Source organism: Amycolatopsis sp. NBC_00355, assembly GCF_036104975.1.
Classification (GTDB): domain Bacteria; phylum Actinomycetota; class Actinomycetes; order Mycobacteriales; family Pseudonocardiaceae; genus Amycolatopsis.
Genome location: NZ_CP107982.1, coordinates 2039626 through 2057213 on the forward strand (window position 1 = coordinate 2039626; position 17588 = coordinate 2057213).

At 71.2% G+C, this 17588-nt stretch carries 19 protein-coding genes and 1 riboswitch; of the genes, 11 read left to right on the plus strand and 8 right to left on the minus strand.

Features of this window, described 5'->3' with window-relative positions:
- Positions 1–273: 273 nt before the first annotated feature.
- Positions 274–2487, plus strand: coding sequence for a discoidin domain-containing protein (locus tag OHS18_RS08165; protein WP_328616516.1), 2214 nt, complete (start codon positions 274–276; stop codon positions 2485–2487).
- A 48-nt stretch (positions 2488–2535) separates the two neighbouring features.
- Here the strand turns inward: OHS18_RS08165 and OHS18_RS08170 are convergent, their stop codons facing one another.
- The gene (locus tag OHS18_RS08170) at positions 2536–4041 is read right to left on the minus strand and encodes an FAD-dependent monooxygenase (RefSeq protein WP_328616517.1); all 1506 of its coding nucleotides are present in this window, start codon (positions 4039–4041) and stop codon (positions 2536–2538) included.
- A 2-nt stretch (positions 4042–4043) separates the two neighbouring features.
- The gene (locus OHS18_RS08175; protein ID WP_328616518.1) at positions 4044–5006 is read right to left on the minus strand and encodes an MBL fold metallo-hydrolase; all 963 of its coding nucleotides are present in this window, start codon (positions 5004–5006) and stop codon (positions 4044–4046) included.
- 98 nt (positions 5007–5104) lie between these two features.
- Here OHS18_RS08175 and OHS18_RS08180 point away from each other — a divergent pair, with 98 nt between their 5' ends.
- Positions 5105–5635, plus strand: coding sequence for a MarR family winged helix-turn-helix transcriptional regulator (locus OHS18_RS08180; protein ID WP_328616519.1), 531 nt, complete (start codon positions 5105–5107; stop codon positions 5633–5635).
- An 87-nt stretch (positions 5636–5722) separates the two neighbouring features.
- Here OHS18_RS08180 and OHS18_RS08185 read toward each other — a convergent pair whose 3' ends face one another.
- Positions 5723–6334, minus strand: coding sequence for a GTP cyclohydrolase II (locus OHS18_RS08185; RefSeq protein ID WP_328454380.1), 612 nt, complete (start codon positions 6332–6334; stop codon positions 5723–5725).
- A 77-nt stretch (positions 6335–6411) separates the two neighbouring features.
- Here OHS18_RS08185 and OHS18_RS08190 point away from each other — a divergent pair, with 77 nt between their 5' ends.
- A complete protein-coding gene (locus OHS18_RS08190; protein ID WP_328616520.1) occupies positions 6412–6888 on the plus strand; it encodes a MarR family winged helix-turn-helix transcriptional regulator in 477 nt (158 codons plus the stop codon).
- 31 nt (positions 6889–6919) lie between these two features.
- Entirely contained in the window at positions 6920–7552 is a 633-nt protein-coding gene (locus OHS18_RS08195) for a LysE family translocator (protein ID WP_328454376.1), read from the plus strand.
- A 39-nt stretch (positions 7553–7591) separates the two neighbouring features.
- Here OHS18_RS08195 and OHS18_RS08200 read toward each other — a convergent pair whose 3' ends face one another.
- Complete coding sequence (locus tag OHS18_RS08200) at positions 7592–8653, minus strand: cobalamin-independent methionine synthase II family protein (protein ID WP_328454374.1); 1062 nt, start codon at positions 8651–8653, stop codon at positions 7592–7594.
- A 292-nt stretch (positions 8654–8945) separates the two neighbouring features.
- Here OHS18_RS08200 and OHS18_RS08205 point away from each other — a divergent pair, with 292 nt between their 5' ends.
- On the plus strand, positions 8946–9209 hold the full coding sequence (locus OHS18_RS08205) for a DUF3040 domain-containing protein (protein WP_328454372.1): 264 nt from the start codon (positions 8946–8948) through the stop codon (positions 9207–9209).
- 14 nt (positions 9210–9223) lie between these two features.
- On the plus strand, positions 9224–10261 hold the full coding sequence (locus OHS18_RS08210; RefSeq protein WP_328616521.1) for a DNA polymerase IV: 1038 nt from the start codon (positions 9224–9226) through the stop codon (positions 10259–10261).
- A 32-nt stretch (positions 10262–10293) separates the two neighbouring features.
- Here the strand turns inward: OHS18_RS08210 and OHS18_RS08215 are convergent, their stop codons facing one another.
- Positions 10294–10959 carry a TetR/AcrR family transcriptional regulator gene (locus tag OHS18_RS08215; protein WP_328454368.1) on the minus strand — a complete coding sequence of 222 codons (666 nt, stop codon included), beginning with the start codon at positions 10957–10959 and terminating at the stop codon, positions 10294–10296.
- An 87-nt stretch (positions 10960–11046) separates the two neighbouring features.
- Between OHS18_RS08215 and OHS18_RS08220 the strand changes: the two genes are divergently transcribed.
- The 5 genes from OHS18_RS08220 to OHS18_RS08240 all read left to right on the plus strand — a co-directional run bounded on the left by OHS18_RS08220 (position 11047) and on the right by OHS18_RS08240 (position 15264).
- Positions 11047–11937 carry an AurF N-oxygenase family protein gene (locus tag OHS18_RS08220; protein WP_328616522.1) on the plus strand — a complete coding sequence of 297 codons (891 nt, stop codon included), beginning with the start codon at positions 11047–11049 and terminating at the stop codon, positions 11935–11937.
- Positions 11938–11995: 58 nt separating this feature from the next.
- Entirely contained in the window at positions 11996–12730 is a 735-nt protein-coding gene (locus tag OHS18_RS08225) for a hypothetical protein (RefSeq protein ID WP_328616523.1), read from the plus strand.
- Positions 12727–13209: a GNAT family N-acetyltransferase gene (locus OHS18_RS08230; RefSeq protein ID WP_328454362.1), complete on the plus strand. Its 483-nt coding sequence runs from the start codon at positions 12727–12729 to the stop codon at positions 13207–13209. The genes OHS18_RS08225 and OHS18_RS08230 overlap by 4 nt, the downstream gene beginning before the upstream one ends.
- 66 nt (positions 13210–13275) lie before the next feature.
- A riboswitch (S-adenosyl-L-homocysteine riboswitch) is annotated at positions 13276–13354 on the plus strand.
- A 166-nt stretch (positions 13355–13520) separates the two neighbouring features.
- A complete protein-coding gene (gene ahcY / locus OHS18_RS08235) occupies positions 13521–14981 on the plus strand; it encodes an adenosylhomocysteinase (protein ID WP_328454360.1) in 1461 nt (486 codons plus the stop codon).
- A gap of 127 nt (positions 14982–15108) precedes the next feature.
- Complete coding sequence (locus tag OHS18_RS08240; protein WP_247052228.1) at positions 15109–15264, plus strand: hypothetical protein; 156 nt, start codon at positions 15109–15111, stop codon at positions 15262–15264.
- 32 nt (positions 15265–15296) lie between these two features.
- On the opposite strand, the gene OHS18_RS08245 is transcribed toward OHS18_RS08240, so the two are convergent.
- The 3 genes from OHS18_RS08245 to ku all read right to left on the minus strand — a co-directional run bounded on the left by OHS18_RS08245 (position 15297) and on the right by ku (position 17526).
- Positions 15297–15962: a cation transporter gene (locus OHS18_RS08245; protein WP_328616524.1), complete on the minus strand. Its 666-nt coding sequence runs from the start codon at positions 15960–15962 to the stop codon at positions 15297–15299.
- On the minus strand, positions 15959–16360 hold the full coding sequence (cmtR, locus tag OHS18_RS08250) for a Cd(II)/Pb(II)-sensing metalloregulatory transcriptional regulator CmtR (RefSeq protein WP_328616525.1): 402 nt from the start codon (positions 16358–16360) through the stop codon (positions 15959–15961). The genes OHS18_RS08245 and cmtR overlap by 4 nt, the downstream gene beginning before the upstream one ends.
- Positions 16361–16581: 221 nt before the next feature.
- Positions 16582–17526, minus strand: coding sequence for a non-homologous end joining protein Ku (gene ku, locus OHS18_RS08255; RefSeq protein ID WP_328616526.1), 945 nt, complete (start codon positions 17524–17526; stop codon positions 16582–16584).
- Positions 17527–17588: the final 62 nt, after the last annotated feature.

Genomic DNA, 17588 nt, shown 5'->3' on the forward strand with positions numbered 1-17588 from the left:
ACGCTTGCCCGGCGCGGGATGTTAACTGCTCCTCGCTTCGACGGAACCGGTTCCGCGGCCGCCACCTGGATCGATTCCACCCCTTCGGGCTGACTGGTTCGCCGTCTCGCCGCCCGCTTCGCCCCGCTCCCCGGCTCACGGGGCCCGGCGGACGCCCCGGCCGCGGACCCGTCGCACCACCCGGACGCCGGCGCGGGCAGTGGGGCCCGCCCGGCACGCCGCCGCGCCCCGAGCGCGGCCCGCCGGAGTTTCTCCGACCGATCAGGCAGGCAGATGAGATCAACGACGTTCTCCCGGGGACGGCGGTTCCTCGCCGTCTCCACCACCCTCCTCACCGCGTTCGCCACGGCGACCGTCCTCGGTTCCACACCGGCGCAGGCCGCCACGTGCGGGACCACGAACCTCGCCCAGGGCGCCGCGGCGACCGCGTCGTCCACCGAAAACGGCGGCACCCCCGCGTCGAACGCGGTCGACGGGAACCCGGGCACCCGCTGGTCCAGCGCGTTCAGCGACCCGCAGTGGCTCCAGGTCGACCTGGGCTCGGCACAGCAGCTCTGTGACGTCGTGCTGACGTGGGAAGCCGCGTACGCCAAGGCGTTCACGGTCCAGCTCTCGAGCAACGGCACCAGCTGGACCGACGCGTACTCGACCACCACCGGCACCGGCGGCACGCAGACCGTGCCCGTCACCGGCACGGCCCGCTACCTGCGGGTCAACGGCACCCAGCGGGCCACCGGGTACGGGTACTCCCTGTGGGAGGTCGCGGCGCACGGCACCGGCGGCGGCACCACGATCCCGCCGACCGACCCGCGCAACCCGGACCTCGGGCCGAACGTGTCGGTGTTCGACCCGTCGACCCCGGCGTCGACGATCCAGGACCGGCTGACGCAGATCGCGAACCAGCAGCACACCAACCAGTTCGGCGACCAGCGCTACGCCGTGCTGTTCAAGCCGGGCAGCTACAACGCCGACGTCAACCTCGGGTTCTACGAGCAGGTCGCCGGGCTCGGCCTGTCCCCCGACGACGTCAACCTCAACGGGCACGTTCGCGTCGAGGCGGACTGGCTGCAGCAGGGTGACAACCCGGCCAACAAGGGCAACGCGACGCAGAACTTCTGGCGCTCCGCGGAGAACCTGTCGGTGACGCTGCCGGCCGGGCAGGTCGAGCGGTGGGCGGTCGCGCAGGCCGCGCCGTACCGCCGGATGCACCTGAAGGGCAGCCAGATCCAGCTGTGGAACGGCGGGGACGGCTGGGCCAGTGGCGGCCTGATCGCCGACAGCAAGATCGACGGCCAGGCCGTCTCCGGTTCGCAGCAGCAGTTCCTGACCCGCAACAGCGAGCTCGGCAGCTGGGCGGGCGGCGTCTGGAACATGGTGTTCGTCGGGTCGACCGGCACGCCGGCCGCGTCGTTCCCGAACCCGCCGGAGACCGTCGTCAACCAGACGCCGGTCAGCCGCGAGAAGCCGTTCCTCTACGTCGACGGCTCGGGCAGCTACAACGTGTTCGTGCCCGCGCTGCGGCAGAACTCCGTCGGCACCAGCTGGGGTCACGGCGCGCCGGCCGGGTCGTCGATCTCGCTCAGCGAGTTCTACGTGGCCAAGCCGTCCGACTCGGCCGCGACGATCAACGCGGCGCTGGCGGCGGGCAAGAACCTGCTCGTCACCCCGGGGGTTTACCACCTCGACCAGGCTCTGAACGTCACGCGCCCGGACACCGTGGTGCTCGGCCTCGGCCTGGCGACGCTGCAGCCGACCACCGGCACCGCGGCCATCACGGTGTCCGATGTGGACGGTGTGAAGATCGGCGGCCTGCTGATCGACGCCGGTGCGGTGAACTCGCCGGTGCTCATGCAGATCGGGCAGCCGGGCTCGGCCGCGAACCACGCGGCCGACCCGACGTCGCTGCACGACGTGTTCTTCCGGATCGGCGGCGCCGCCGTCGGCCGGGCGACGCAGACGCTGGTGGTCAACTCGAACAACGTCATCGGCGACCACATGTGGCTGTGGCGCGGCGATCACTCGAACGGCGTCGGCTGGAACGTCAACACCGCGGCGAACGGCCTGGTCGTCAACGGCGCGAACGTGACGATGTACGGCCTGTTCGTCGAGCACTACCAGCAGTACGAGGTGCTCTGGAACGGCAACGGCGGGCGGACGTACTTCTTCCAGAACGAGATGCCGTACGACCCGCCGGACCAGGCGTCCTGGTCCAGCGGTGGCGGCCGGCAGGGCTGGGCGGCGTACAAGGTGGCCGACTCGGTGACCAGCCACGAGGCCTGGGGGGTGGGCAGTTATTGCTTCTTCCAGACCAATCCGTCCATTGTGGCCAGTCATTCGTTCGAGGTGCCGAACACCAGCGGGGTCCGGTTCCACAACCTGGTCTCGGTCTCGCTCGGCGGCGTGGGCACGATCGCGCACGTCATCAACGACACGGGCGCGGCGGCGAACCAGGCCAACCAGGTGAGCCCGCTGAACAGCTACCCGTGACCCGGACCGGCACTTTCACGTGAAAGTGCCGCCCCCAGGTGGTCACTTTCACGTGAAAGTGCCGCCCGAGCCGCGCCGGAGGGCAATGGCGACCTCCGGCGCGGTCGGGTCCGGCAGCACCGCGGCGACGTACGCGTCCGGGCGGACCAGCCAGGCCTCGCCCGGACGCGCGCCCAGCGCACCACCCACCGGGATCGCCGCCGACCGCATCCCGGCGGCGTCCACGCCCGGTGTCGTCAACAGCAGGAACCCTTGCCGCGCCAGGTCTCGCAACCGTCCACCCGGGACGGTCACGTCGGGCAGGAGGACGCCGGGACCGGGTGGCGGCAAGGCCCCGCGTGGCGGACGGCCGGCGAACTCGCGGCGCGGATCCGGGGTCGTCAACGGGGATCCCGGGTACCAGAACGGCTCGGCCAGCCGGCCCGAGTCGACCTCGGCGTGCGCGGCCGGGTCGTGCGCCGCCCGCGCCAGGACGTCGGCGCGGTGCCGGCGTCGCTTCTCGTCCTGGGGCACCAGGAAGTCCATCGTCGCCGTGGTCACCTCGGCGTTCTCGACGGCGGCCGCGTGCCGTTCGGTGTGGTAGCTGTCCAGCAGCGCGTCCCCGGCGAGGCCGCGCAGCACCCACGCGAGCTTCCACGCGGCGTTCTCCGCGTCCGCGACGCCGGAGTTCAGGCCGCGGGCGCCGAACGGCGCGACCAGGTGGGCGCAGTCCCCGGCCAGCAGCACCCGGCCGGCGCGCATCCGGCGGACCAGCCGGGTGTGGAACCGGTACACCGACCGCCACCGCACCTCGTACGGCCGATCGCCGAGGATCGCCCGGATCCGGGTGTCCAGGGCCCCCTGCGTCTCCTCGACGGTGAGGTCGTAGTCGGCGGGCACCTGCCAGTCGATCCGGAACCGCGAGCCGGGGCACGGGTGGATCAGCACCTGCCGGCCGGGGTTCCACGGCGGGTCGAAGTAGAAGCGGCGCTCGGCCGCCCAGCCGTCGAGCTCGGCGTGGATGTCGCAGATGAGGAACAGGTCCGGGAACGAGACGCCGGTCAGCCGCTCCCCCACGGCGCGGCGCACCGCGTCGCCGCGCGCGCCGGTGCACGCGATCGCGTAGTCGGCCTCGATCCGGCGCGGCCCGTCGGGCGTCTCGCATTCGACGACCACGCGGCCGGGCTGGGTCAGGCCGGTGACGCGGTGGCCGCGGCGGACGTCGATCAGCGGCTGCCGCGCGATCAGCCCGTCCAGGACCTCCTCGACGCGGGCCTGCGAGAGGTTGACGAACGGCGGCAGCGCGGACCCGCCGTCCGGCAGCGTCAGCGAGAACAGCTCCCGGCCGCGGTGGAACGTCCGCGCGGTCGTCCAGGTCAGGCCTTCCTCGGCGAGGCAGCCGGCGCCGAGCGAGGCCCAGACGTCCAAGGTGTCCCGTTGCTGGCAGATCGCCTTGGACCCGACGGGATCGCGCACCGGGTGCTCGTCGAGGAGCACGACCGGTACACCCCAGCGCGCGAGCAGCAGCGCGGCCGTCTGCCCGACCGGGCCGCTGCCGAGGACGGCGACGGTCATCGTCAGTCCTGCAGCTGGTCCCAGACTTCGCGGTCGCGTTCGGCGGTCCACACCACCGGCCGCTCGATCCCGCCCAGCTCGTCCCACAGCCGGGAGACGTCGAAGGGCAGGCAGTGCTCGAAGATCGGCCAGTGGCCGTACTGGTCCACGAGCGCCGCGTGAGTGCGTTCGAAGGCCTGCTTGAGCGTGCCGCCGGCGTCGCGGACCGCGCCGACCTCGCGCAGCATCGTGGTCAGGAAGTGCCGGGTCTGCGCGATCGCGGCGTCGACGGCGTCTTTGCCGCGGCTCACCCCGCCGCGGCCGCCGATCAGCGTCTCGGCCCCGAACTCGGCGACACGGTCCAAAGTGGACGTCGACCAGTCGCGGTGGAACGCGTCGCCGGTGTAGAGCGCGGCTTCCGCCTCGACCAGGTCACCGGCGTAGAGGATCTTCTGCCGCGGCAGCCAGGCTACGAGGTCACCCTCGGTGTGGCCGCGGCCGCAGTACTGGAGGACGAGGTCACCGCGGTCGCCGCCGAGGTCGATGGTGAGGCGGTCGGAGAAGGTGAGGGTCGGCCAGGTCAGCCCGGGCACCGATTCCGCGCTCTTCGCCAGCCGCGGCATCCGGCCGAACTCGCTCGCCCAGTCCTCTTTGCCGCGCTCGGCGACCAGGGCGCGGGTGTTCTCGTGCGCGACGATCACCTCGGCGTCGAACGCGGACGCGCCGAGCACGCGGACGGCGTGGTAGTGGCTCAACACCAGGTACCGCACGGGTTTGTCGGTGTGCTCACGCAGTTTCGCGAGCCACTCGCGCGCCGCGACCGGGGTCGCCAGCGCCTCGAAGCAGACGAGGAAGTCCTCCCCCTCGACGGCGCCGATGTTCGGGTCGCCCTCGGCGGTCAGCGCGTAGACGCCGTCCGCGAGGACCTCCAGGGTCTGCGCTTTCTCCGCCAGGTCCGCCGAGGAGGCGAAGGCTTTTTTCGTCACGACGAGCGCTCCTGTGATCAAAGGTTTGACCATCGGCCGCGGCCAGGCTAACCCGGCGGACGCCCGCGCGGAACCCCTCGTCGCCTAACCTGACCCGCATGACCGACCAGCCGGCCGACCTCGATTACCTGTCGTTCGTCGAGTACGCGATCGGGAGGACGCAGGCCGAGCTGCCGACGACGGACCCGGTCGCGATGCGCCTCGGCCTGACCTTGCACCGGCTGACGGGCGCGCTGGTCTACGACTGGGAGTCGACGGTCCACCGCCCCCGCGGCTTCAGCTGGGCGGGGTTCCGGGTGCTGTTCGTGCTCTGGCTGGCCGGCCCGCTGGAGTCACGCCACGTCGCGCGCCTGGCCGGCATGAGCCGCGCGGCGGTGTCGGCGCTGGTCAAGACCCTGGAACGGGACGGCTTGGTGACGCGCACCCAGGTCCCCCACGACCGCCGCGCGGTGAGCCTGGCGATCACGGAGAAGGGCCACGCGGCCGTCACCGACGCCTACGAGGCCCACAACAAACGCGAGCAGGCCTGGGCTTCCTCGCTCACGCCGGAGGAACGCACCGTCCTCATCGGACTCCTGGAGAAGCTCACCACCGGCCCCGCCGCGGCCACCGCCCAACGCCTGGCCTAGCCGAAGTCCGTGAATGGCACATCGAGGGACTCTATGTCCCTCGATGTGCCATTCACGGACTTCGGGGCACGTGGGGGGTGCGCGGGGTCAGCTGGCGATGCCGGGGAGGGTGAGCGTGTGGCCGGTCTGCTCGGCCTTGGCGCGCAGGTACCGGACGTTGTTCTCCGTCGCGTACACGCCGGTCGCGACCTGGTCGCGCACCGCGATCCCCGCGGCACGCAGCTGTGCGGCCTTGTCCGGGTTGTTCGACAGCAGGTCCACCCGGTCCACGCCCAGCGCGCCCAGCATCTGGGCGGCGACGGTGTAGTCGCGGGCGTCCTCGGGCAGGCCCAGCGCGGCGTTCGCGGCGTAGGTGTCGAGGCCGTCGTCCTGCAGGGCGTACGCGTCGAGCTTGTTGTAGAGGCCGATCCCCCGGCCCTCCTGGCGCAGGTACAGCAGGTACCCGCCGGCCTCGGAGATGCGCGCGACGGCTTCCGCCAGCTGCGGGCCGCAGTCGCAGCGCGCCGACCCGAAGACGTCGCCGGTGAGGCACTCGGAGTGCGGCCGCACCAGCGGAACCTCGCCCGGCGTGCCCAGCACGAACGCCAGGTGCTCGCCGTCGTCGGCCAGGCCGCGGAACGTGACGGCCTCGGCGTCCACCGTGAACCCGCCGTCGAGCCGCAGCGGGATCCGCACCCGCGTCCGCACCTCAGCCGTCATGCTGTCTCCCCTGGAGTCGCCCACAAGATCGACCCTACACGAAGTTCAAATTCGAACAATCTTGATACCATGGACGCATGGGCGATCCCCGGTGGCTGACCGAGCGCGAGCTGAAGACCTGGCAGGGCTTCCTGATGGCGGGCACCCTGCTGACCCGCAAGGTCGAGCAGCAGCTGCGCGACGACGCCGGGCTGTCGCACCCGCAGTACGAGGTCCTCGCCCGCCTGTCCGCGGCGGACGGCGAGCTGCGCATGACCGAACTGGCCGGCGCCGCGCTGACGTCGAAGAGCGGGCTGAGCTACCAGGTCGCCCAGCTGGAGAAGGCGGGCCTGGTCGGCCGCCGCTCGTGCCCGTCGGACGACCGCGGCGTCCTCGCCTACCTCACCGAAGAGGGCCACGCCCGCCTGCGCGCGGCCGCCGAGGGCCACGCGGCCTTGGTCCGATCACTGTTCGTCGACGGCTTGGCCCCGGAGCAGTTCACGGCACTGGCCGACGGCGTCGACGCTCTGTGCGGCCACCTCTGCACCGGGGAACCCTGCGTCGAAGCGAGCTAAACCGCTGGCGCCCGGCTCTATCCTCGGGTTCATGATCCCCGGTGCCACCGCCGCGTCGTTCCTGCTCGTCGTGATCCTCGGGGCGATGTCGCCCGGGCCCGACTTCGTCGTGGTCACGAAGTCTTCGCTCACCAGCGGGCGGCGGGCCGGGATCGCCGCCGGGGCCGGGATCGCGCTCGGGGTGTTCGCCTGGGTCGTGGCGATCGCGCTCGGCGTCGCGGCCGTGCTCACCGCTTCCGCCGCGGCGTTCACCGTCGTCAAGCTCGTCGGTGCCGCCTACCTGGTGGTGCTGGGGATCCGGGCGTGGCTGGCCGTGCGGCGCGGGGAGTACCGCGACCTCGGCGAGACGCCCGCTGTGAAGCCGAAGGGGGCCTGGGCGGCGTTCCGGCAGGGGCTGTTCACCAATCTGCTCAACCCGAAGGTCGCCGTGTACTTCCTGGCGCTGCTCCCCCAGTTCCTGCCCGCGGACGGCTCCACCCTGCAGACGCTCGAACTGGCCGCGATCGCCACCGCCGGCACCGTGCTGTGGTTCGTCACCCTGGCCGTCGTGGTCGGCGCGCTGCGACGCTTCTTCAGCTCCGGCCGGGTGCGTCGCGGGCTGGACGCCGTGATGGGCACCGTGCTGGTCGGGCTCGGGGTCCGGGTCGCCGTCGGGACCGCGTGACGCCGGGGGCCGCCGCAAGCGCGGCCCCCGGCACCGCGGTCAGCCCAGCTTCTCGGCGGCCAGCTTCGTGCCTTCGACGCGGGCGGTGATCTTCGCGAACGCGATGTCACGCGAGGTCGACGTGTCGTCGGCGAACGGCGAGAACCCGCAGTCGTCGCAGGTGCCGAGCCGGTCGGCCGGGATGTACTGCGCGGCGGCGAGCACCCGGTCGCGGACCTCTTCGGCCGTCTCGACCCGCGGGTCGATCGGGTCGATCACGCCGACGAACACCCGCTGGTCGGCCTTGCGGACGCCCTGGATCACCTCGAGCGCGTGCGACGGGTCGGCCTCGCTGGCGAGCTGGACGAAGAAGTTGCCCGCCTTGAGGTCGAACAGCGCCGGCAGCAGACCCGCGTAGTCGACGTCGAGGCTGTGCACCGAGTCCTGGTCGCCACCCGGGCAGGTGTGGACGCCGATCTTCGCGCGCTCCTCGGCGGTGAACCGGTCGAGCACGGCGTTGTTCAGGTCGATGAACTGCCGCAGCAGCCCGCCGGACGGGTCGAGCTTCAGCGACAGCCGCCCTTCGGTGAAGTCGATCTGCACGCTGTCCGCGCCCGCCTCGAAGCTGCGGCGGATGTCCGCCTCGGCCTCGTTCACCAGGTCCGCGACGAACTGCTCCTGCGAGTAGCCCTCGATGCCGTCGCCCGGGTAGACGAGCGAGACCGCGGACGCGGCGATCACGGCCTGCTTGATGGGCTTGTCCGTCAACGCCTTGGCGCGCTTCAGGTACTCGTCCGCGTGGGTCGCGTAGCGGAACGGCCCGGCGGTCAGCCGCGGCAGCTGCCGGGTGTGCCCGTCGGCGAACGGGATGACGACGCCGTCCGGCGCCAGGTCCGTGAGCCCGGCCAGCGGGTACGTCGCGAAGCTCGGCTTGCCCTGTTCGCCGTCGGTCAGCACGGGCGAGCCGGTCTCTTCGAACCGGCTGATCGTGTCGGCCAGCGCGCGGCTCTCCAGCTCGGCGAGCGCGGCGGCGTCGATCCGGCCGGCGGCGAACTCCCCGAGTCCCGCGATGAGGTAGTCCGGACGGGGAATGCTGCCGATCGGTTCGGTGGGCAGGGTCATCGAGGCCTCCAGCTGCTTGAGATGCCGGCCGGCCCCCGCCCGCACGACAGCAGGCAGCGGTCACCGCCCGTCCCCACGACCGCCCGTCTGCCGAGCGCCCCAGTCCGTCGTCCGGGCCGTGACCGGCCACGTTCGAAGGAAACCTAACGTGACCATGACCCGTCACGGATCGGAGATCACCCGGTCGGCGCAACCAAAAGCACGAAATAAGACGTCGTTCGGCGGTTCGCCCGGAGGACGATTGGGTATCTGCTCTGCGCAACGGCGGGTTCGGCGCCGAAGGAGTACTCCGATGCTCAGTCACCACGATCGAACCGAGCTCGAGAAGATCGAGCGCGGCCTCGAGCTCAGTGATCCCGACCTGGCCACGGCGTTGCGCGAGGGCCGGCGCCGGAAACCTCGCGCGCTCAAGACCGCGCTGCTCATCGCCCTCGACGTCGCGGCCGTGACGCTGCTGGTCGTCGGGCTGGTCCTGCCCGACCCCGGGGTCACGCTCTGCGGGATCCTCGCCCTGACCGGCACGGTCTGGACCCACGTGGCGCGGCACCGCATCTGAGGCAGACTGGGCCCGTGAAGTGGGTCCTGCACGTCGATCTCGACCAGTTCATCGCCGCGGTCGAGATCGCCCGGCGCCCGGAGCTGCGCGGGAAGCCGGTGGTCGTCGGCGGCACCGGCGATCCGGCCGAGCGCGCCGTCGTGGCGACCGCGTCCTACGAAGCCCGCGAATTCGGGGTCCACTCCGGAATGCCGCTGCGGATCGCCGCGAAACGCTGTCCCGACGCGGTCTTCCTGCCCTCCGATCCCCCGGCCTACCTCGAGGTCTCCGAGCACGTGATGACCACGCTGCGGGAGTTCCCGGTGGTCGTCGAGGTGCTGGGCTGGGACGAGGCGTTCGTCGGCGCGACGGTCGACGACCCGGAAGCGCTGGCCGGGAACCTGCGGGCGGCGGTCATGCGGGACACCGGGTTGTCGTGCGCGGTCGGGATCGGCGACAACAAGCTGCGCGCCAAGCTCGCCACCGGGTTCGGCAAGCCGGGCGGGATCTTCCGGCTGACGCAGGACAACTGGTGGGACGTCATGGCCGCACGCCCGACGGACGCCCTGTGGGGCATCGGCGGCAAGACCACGAAGAAGCTCGCCGAGCTGGGCGTCCACACCGTCCTGGACCTGGCCGGCGCGGACGTCGACGTGCTGGCCGCGCGGTTCGGCCCGAAGACCGGCCCGTGGCTGCGCCTGCTCGGCGGCGGGATCAGCGACGCCGAGGTGAGCGCGACGCCGTACGTGGCCCGCTCCCGCAGCCGCGAGACGACGTTCCAGCGTGACCTCGCGGACCCGGTGGAGATGGCGGCGGAGGTGTCAGCGCTGGCGAAGCGCGTGGCACAGGACGTGCTGGAGGAAGGCCGCCCGGCGGCGCGGGTGGCGGTGAAGGTCCGGTTCGTGCCGTTCATGACCCACACGCACAGCGTGACGCTGCCCGAACCGACGTCCGACCCGGCGGAGCTGGACCGGGCGGCGCAGGAGGTGCTGGCGATGTTCGAGCTGACGCGGGCGGTGCGGCTGCTCGGCGTCCGCGCGGAGTTTCCGCGGGAGGACCAAGACCCCTCGTGAGTGTTCAGGGCGGTTAGAACCGCCCTGAACACTCACGACAGGCCGTCCGGCAGGGGTAGCGGGCGGTCCGGGTCCAGTTCCACCCCGCCCGCCCGGAGGGTGTGGTCCAGCATCGCCCAGATCGTGCCCGTCAGCTGGTCGCTCAGCTGCGGCAGGCTCAGCGAACCCGGGTGGTCGAGCCAGCGGGTCGTCGCCGACTCGACGTAACCGACCAGGCCGAACGCGATCGTGTCCGCCGGGGCCGGGTCCAGGCCGAACGCGGCCAGGTAGCCGGTGAACAGGCGGCTGAGGTGGCGGGCGATCGCGCCGCGGACGTCGGTGCGGCCCGCTTCCGGCAGGCTCGGCAGGGTGCGGACCAGGTAGCGGTGCAGCTGGGCGTGTTCGGTCAACCAGCGCAGGTGCGTCGAGATCGCCGCGGCGATCATCTCGCGCGGTGAGCCCGACGGGTGCCAGAGGGGCTGCAGGTCCGCCGTCACCAGCTCGGCGGCCCGCGACGCGATCGCGCGCTGGAGGTCGGGGGCGCCGTCGAAGTGCCGGTACAGCCGGGTCCGCGCGACGCCGGCGCGCTCGGCGATCTGCTCGGTCGAGACGTCCGGGCCGTGCTCGGCGATCGCTTCCAGGGCGGCGTCGACGAACTCGGCGCGCCGGCGTTCCTGCTGGCCCGCCCAGCGCGCTGCCCGTCCGTCGATCTTGGTCACGGCGAAAGCCTACTCAGGACCCGCCCGCCGGTGTACGCTGCCGAAGTACCTAGTACATCGCGTACCCCCTACTTTCCGGAGGCTCCCATGGGCGTCGAGGCCCAGGACCGGGACGTCACCGCGGCTCGCCTGCTCAAGAGCTCCGCGAAGAACTCCTACGACCCGTACGTGGACATCGACTGGGCCGCGCCGCTCGCCGAGGGCAAGGCGTACATGCCGCTCGAGCGCGTCTCCCTCTACGGCACCGACCTGTGGGCGAAGCTGACGCCGGAGCAGCGGATCGAGCTGTCCAAGCACGAGATCGCCAGCATCATGAGCGTCGGCCTGTGGTTCGAGATCGTGCTGATGCAGCTGCTCGCCCGGTACGTCTTCGACCTCGACGCGCGCACCGAGCACGCGCAGTACGCGATGACCGAGATCGGCGACGAGACCCGGCATTCGGTCATGTTCGCCCGCACCGCCGAGCGGCTCGGCGTGCCGCGTTACGGCGTGCCGAAGGTCGTGCACCGGGCCGCGAAGGTGTTCGGCGCGACCGCGGCCGGGCCGTCGATGTTCGCCAGCGTGCTCGTCGCCGAGGAGACCACCGACCGGCTGCAGCGCTCGATGATGGACGACGACGGCATCCAGCCGCTGATCCGCTCGGTCAACCGGATCCACGTCGTCGAGGAGGCGCGGCACGTCCGCTTCGCCAAGGAGGAAGTGCTGCGGGAGACGCCGAAACTGTCGAAGGCGGGCCTGCAGCGCCACCGGCTGCGGACGGCGCTGGTGGCCTTCGGCGTCATCGACAGCATGGTCGATCCGCGGGTCTACCGGAGCGTCGGGATCGACGCGCGCGAGGGGCGCGCCGCGGCCCTGGCGAACCCGCACTTCCACGAGACACGACACTGGATGGCCGAGAAGATCGTGCCGTTCCTGCGGGACGCGGGGCTGATCGGCGGTCGCTCCGAAGGCATTTGGCGGCGCGCGCATCTCATCTGAGTCCCTGTCCGCGAAATTCCCTTCACGCCGGATGCCCGGTTCCGCCAGGATCCCCGGGGTGACCGCAGAGTTCCCGCCCGGACCCGAGCCGACGCAGCCGCCCGCGCCGCTGCCGCTCGCGCCGCAACCGCCGGTACCTCCGCCGCCCACCCAGCAGCCGTCGCCGCGCCGCCCGCGGTCCACCCGCACGGTCGCCGTCGGGCTGGCCGGTGTCCTCGTGGGCGTTTTCCTGGTCGGCGTGCCGTGGCTGGTGATCGGCCTGCTCGGCGGGCCGAGCGCCCAGCCGCTGAAGCTGCCGGACACCCTGGGCGGGTTCACGACCACGCAGGCCGCGGTCACCAAGATCGCCGACGGCGGCACGGCCGGGAAGTCGCAGATCGAGCGCGCCGACAAGGCCGAGGGCGAGAACGCCTCGCGGATCTCGGCGGCCTACCGCGGCGCGGCCGCCGTATTCCGGTCCTACAGCGACGAAGGCCTCGAAAGCGGGTTCCAGGTGGCCGCAGTCCGCGCGGACTCGCCCGAGCTGCTCGTCCAGTACGAGGACACCGCCGCGCTCGGCCTGGCGGTGCCCACGACCGAGCTGAAGCGGATCGGCGCCGTCCAGTGCCTGGTCCACAACGGTACCACCCCGCTGGGCCAGCCGGTCGACCCCGAACAGTCCGTCGTCACGAACTGCCAGCGCACCGGCGGCGGGCTGACCGTCCAGCTGCAGAACACCACCAGCCACAACGCGCAGGACCCGGCACGGTTCGCCGCGATCGTCCAAGAGGCGTGGACGGCGCTGGGCCGGTGATCGAAACCCGGACCGCCACCACCGCCGACGAACCCGCCCTGGCGAAGCTCGACGAGCGCACCTGGTCCCCGGCCTCCTCCCCGACGCCCGCTCCCCCGCCCGGCACCCCGTTCTTCGACGAGGACACCGGGCCCGAAGACGTCCTCGTCGCCGAGCACGACGGCGTGGTCGCCGGGTACGTCCGGCTCGACGAGGGGTTCGGCATCCCCGCCCACCGGCACGTGCTGGTGCTCGGCGGGCTGGCCGTCGACCCCGACCGGCGCCGCCTCGGCATCGGCCGGCGGCTGGTCGACGCCGCCGTCGCCGAAGCCCGCCGCCGCGGGGTGCGCAAGCTGACGCTGCGCGTGCTCGGTCACAACACCGGCGCCCGGCGGCTCTACGCGAGCTGCGGGTTCGTCGTGGAAGGTGTGCTCCAGGACGAATTCCTGCTCGGCGGCGAGTACGTGGACGACCTTCTCATGGCCTGCGTGCTCGCTTGACAGGTTCCCGGCGCCTTTGCCATCCTGGACGACGGAAACCGCGTGCGCCGGCCTTCGGCGCGTTTCCGGGCCGAGAGGCGCTGCGACGGAACTTCTTCCGCCACGCTCGGCCCGGGGATCACGGACCCAAGGGCGCCTCCCACCACGGGAGGTGCCCATCTTCTATTTGGCGCAAGTGACGCTCCGGCAAGGAAACCCGGCCCCGCGCGGCCGCGGCTAGCCCCGACACCCCACCACTTCCCGGCACTCGCCGTGCCGTGATCCGTGCTGCCCTTTTGTCGAAACACACCGATTCCGGAGAGAACGAAAGAATGAGCGAGAAACTGCAGAGCCGCAACGGACTCGACTTCGCCGTCGCCGACCTCGCGCTGGCCGAGGCCGGCCGGACGCAGCTGCGGCTGGCCGAGCACGAGATGCCCGGCCTGATGGCGATCCGCCGCGAGTTCGCCGCCGCGCAGCCGCTGAAGGGCGCCCGCGTCGCCGGCTCGCTGCACATGACCGTGCAGACCGCCGTGCTGATCGAGACCCTGGTCGCCCTCGGCGCCGAGGTGCGCTGGGTGTCCTGCAACATCTTCTCCACCCAGGACGAGGCCGCCGCGGCCGTCGTCGTCGGCCCCGAGGGCACCGTCGACGCGCCGTCGGGCACCGCCGTGTTCGCCTGGAAGGGCGAGTCGCTGGAGGAGTACTGGTGGTGCACCGACCAGCTCTTCGCCTTCGCCGGCGGCAAGGCGCCGAACATGATCCTCGACGACGGTGGTGACGCCACCATGCTCGTCCACAAGGGAGTGGAGTTCGAGGGGGCCGGCGCCGTCCCGCAACCGTCCGAAGAGGACCCCGAGGAGTACCGGATCGTCCTGGAGACGCTGCGCGCCAGCCTCGCCAAGGACGGCGACCGGTTCACCCGGATCGCCAAGGAGATCCGCGGCGTCACCGAGGAGACGACCAACGGCGTCAAGCGGCTCTACAAGCTCGCCAAGGACGGCGAGCTGCTGTTCCCGGCGATGAACGTCAACGACTCCGTGACGAAGTCCAAGTTCGACAACAAGTACGGCATCCGGCACTCCCTGGTGGACGGGATCAACCGGGCCACCGACGTGATGATCGGCGGCAAGCGCGTCCTCGTCTGCGGGTACGGCGACGTCGGCAAGGGCGCGGTCGAGGCCCTGCGCGGTCAGGGCGCCCGGGTCTCGGTCACCGAGATCGACCCGATCTGCGCGCTGCAGGCGGCGATGGACGGGCTCGACGTGGTCGAACTGGACGACGTCGTCGAGACCGCCGACATCTTCATCACCACCACCGGCAACTTCGGCATCATCTCCGCCGCGCAGATGAGCCGGATGAAGCACAACGCGATCGTGGCGAACGTCGGGCACTTCGACAACGAGATCGACATGGCCGGCCTGGCGAAGCTGCCCGGCATCGTCAAGAACGAGATCAAGCCGCAGGTGCACGAGTGGACCTTCGCCGACGGCCACGCGATCATCGTGCTCTCCGAGGGCCGCCTGATGAACCTCGGCAACGCGACCGGGCACCCGTCCTTCGTGATGTCGAACTCCTTCACCAACCAGGCGATCGCCCAGATCGAGCTGTTCACCAAGCCCGGCGAGTACCCCGTCGAGGTCTACCGGCTGCCGAAGCACCTCGACGAGAAGGTCGCCCGGCTGCACCTGGACGCCCTCGGGGTGCGGCTCACCCAGCTGACCAAGGCTCAGGCCGAGTACATCGGCGTCGACGTGGAGGGCCCGTACAAGCTCGACCACTACCGCTACTGACCTTTTTTCAGAGTTGCTCCATTTGCCGCAGTTTGGGACACCGGGAAAGTGGCCATCCTCCGAACGAGAGCGCATCCGCCCGGACGGCACGGAGCCGGGCCGGGTCTCGTGCGAAGGAGTGTGTCAAGTGATCGTCCTCGGTGTTATTTTGCTGGTCATCGGGTTCATTGTCGGTATTCCGGTGCTGTACACGATCGGCATCGTGCTGGCCGTGGCCGGCGTGGCGCTGGCCATCCTCGGTGGCACGGGCCGCAAGATCGGCGGCCGCGCGCACTGGTACTGATCCCATGACCCCCGCCGCCGGCCTGGCGCGCGTCAGCAGCAATGCTGGCCGCGCCAGGCCGTTCGGCCTTCTTTCGCGGCCACGCAAGCGATCGCGAGCGCGACGACGGGATCGGCCCACCACCAGCCGAGCACCGCGTTGAGCAGCAACCCGACCAGCAGCACGGCCGAAAGGTACGTGCAGAGCAAGGTCTGCCGGGAATCCGCGACCGCGCTGGCCGACCCCAGTTCCCGCCCCGCCCGGCGTTGCGCCGCGGACAAGGCTGGCATCACCGCGAGCGAAACCGCCGCGAGGAGCACCCCGGCGACCGAACTTTCCGGCGCCGCCGCGGCGAAAAAGGTCCGCACGGCTTCGACTGTGACGTAGACCGCCAGCGCGAAAAACGACAGCGCGATCATTTTCAGCGCCCGCTGTTCCCGCGCTTCGTGATCTTTTCCCGAAAACTGCCACGCGACCGCGACGGCCGAGGCGACTTCGATCACCGAATCCAGCCCGAAGCCGATCAAGGCGCCCGACGACGCCTCGGTCCCGGCCACCAGGGCGATGCCGGCTTCGACGACGTTGTACGTGATCGTCGCCACCACGAGCAGCCGGATCCGGCGCACCAGCACCGCTCGCCGGCCTGCGGCAGGAGCCGGCTGGTCCGCCGCGCAGCAACCGTCCGCGCAGGTCGCGGGCTCCCCGGCCGCGGCGGTCATCGGGCCGGAGCCTGCGCGACGCCTTCCGGAGCGTCTTTCAGGGCGTCTTCCGGGGCGTCTTCCGGGGCATCTTCCGGGGCATCTTCCGGGGCGCAGTCGTCGCCGGGTTCGACCGCCAGCACCACCTGGACCAGTTCGCGCAGCGCGCGGGCCAAGTGCGCGTCGGCGAGGTCGTAACGCACCTGACGGCCTTCGTAGCTCGCCACGACCAGTCCGCAGCCCCGCAGGCACGACAAGTGGTTCGACACGTTGGACCGGCTGAGGCCGAGCTCCTCCGCCAGCCGCCCGGGGTAACACGGGCCGTCGAGCAGGACGGTCAGGATGCGGCAGCGGGTCGGGTCGGCGAGCGCCCGCCCGATCCGGGACAGCGCCGACTCCCGCGTCTCACAGGTCACCATGGCGTGAACTGTACAGCCGAGGCTGACGTATTCACAACGGACTGCCCGGGAACGAAAGGGGTCCTCCGGCTCCGAGGGGGAGGGAGAGCCGAAGGACCTCGTTAGTGTTAGCACATCGCCCAGCCCGTGTACACAGCTGCATACACGATCGGGTTACACCCCCGGACCGTCTCCGCACGGGAAGAATCCCGTTCGGACGGTCGGCCCGCCGGTCCGTCGGGTCAGGCGGTCTTCTTCGGGGCACGCTTGCGGGCGGCGGGCTTCTTGGCCGGCTTCTCGGCCGCGGTGTCTTCTTCGGACTCGTCCGCTTTGGACGCTGCCGCTTTGGACACTGCCGTCTTGGACACTGCCGTCTTGGACCCGGCCGCCTTGGCCGGCGCGGGCTCGCGGGACTTCTTCGCCGCGTCCACACTGGCCTGCAGCGCGGCCATCAGGTCGACGACGTCGGCCTTGGCCGTGACGGCCGCGGGCTTGGTCGTCTCCTCCCCCGCCACCTTGGCCTCGATCATCTCTTCGAGAGCCTCGCGGTAGTGGTCGCGGTACTTCTCCGGCTCGAACACCGGCTCGCCCAGCGAGTCGATCAGCGAACCGGCCATCGACAGCTCCTGCGGCCGGATCTGCGGCGGGTCGTCGCGCAGGAACGGGAAGTCCGGCTCGCGGACCTCGTCGGGCCACAGCATCGTCGTCATCACCAGGACGTCGGCGTGCACCCGCAGCACGGCCATGCTCTCCCGCTGCCGGACGGCGACCTTCGCGACGGCGACCTGGCTCGACTTGTGCAGCGCGTCGCGCAGCACGATGTAGGGCTTCACCGCGTTCTTCTGCGGCTCCAGGTAGTACGTCCGGTCGTACTGGATCGGGTCGATCGACTCCAGCGGGACGAACTCGAGCACGTCGATCGTGCGCTGCGACGAGAGCGGCAGCTCGGCCATCTCGGCGTCGGTGATCACGACCATCTCGCCGTCGGGCAGCTCGTAGCCCTTGGCGATCTCGGCGTAGGGCACCTCCGCGCCGTCGACGGTGCAGAACCGCTTGTACTGGATCCGGCCACCGTCGGCCTCGTGCACCTGCCGGAGCGCGACGTTCTTGTTCTCCGTGGCCGCGTACAGCTGGATCGGAATGGACACCAGCCCGAACGAGACCGAGCCCTTCCACATCGCCCGCATGCCCTACACCTCCGGATCGCACTCACGCTACGTAACTACCGTAGCCCGAAATGCCCGGCGGC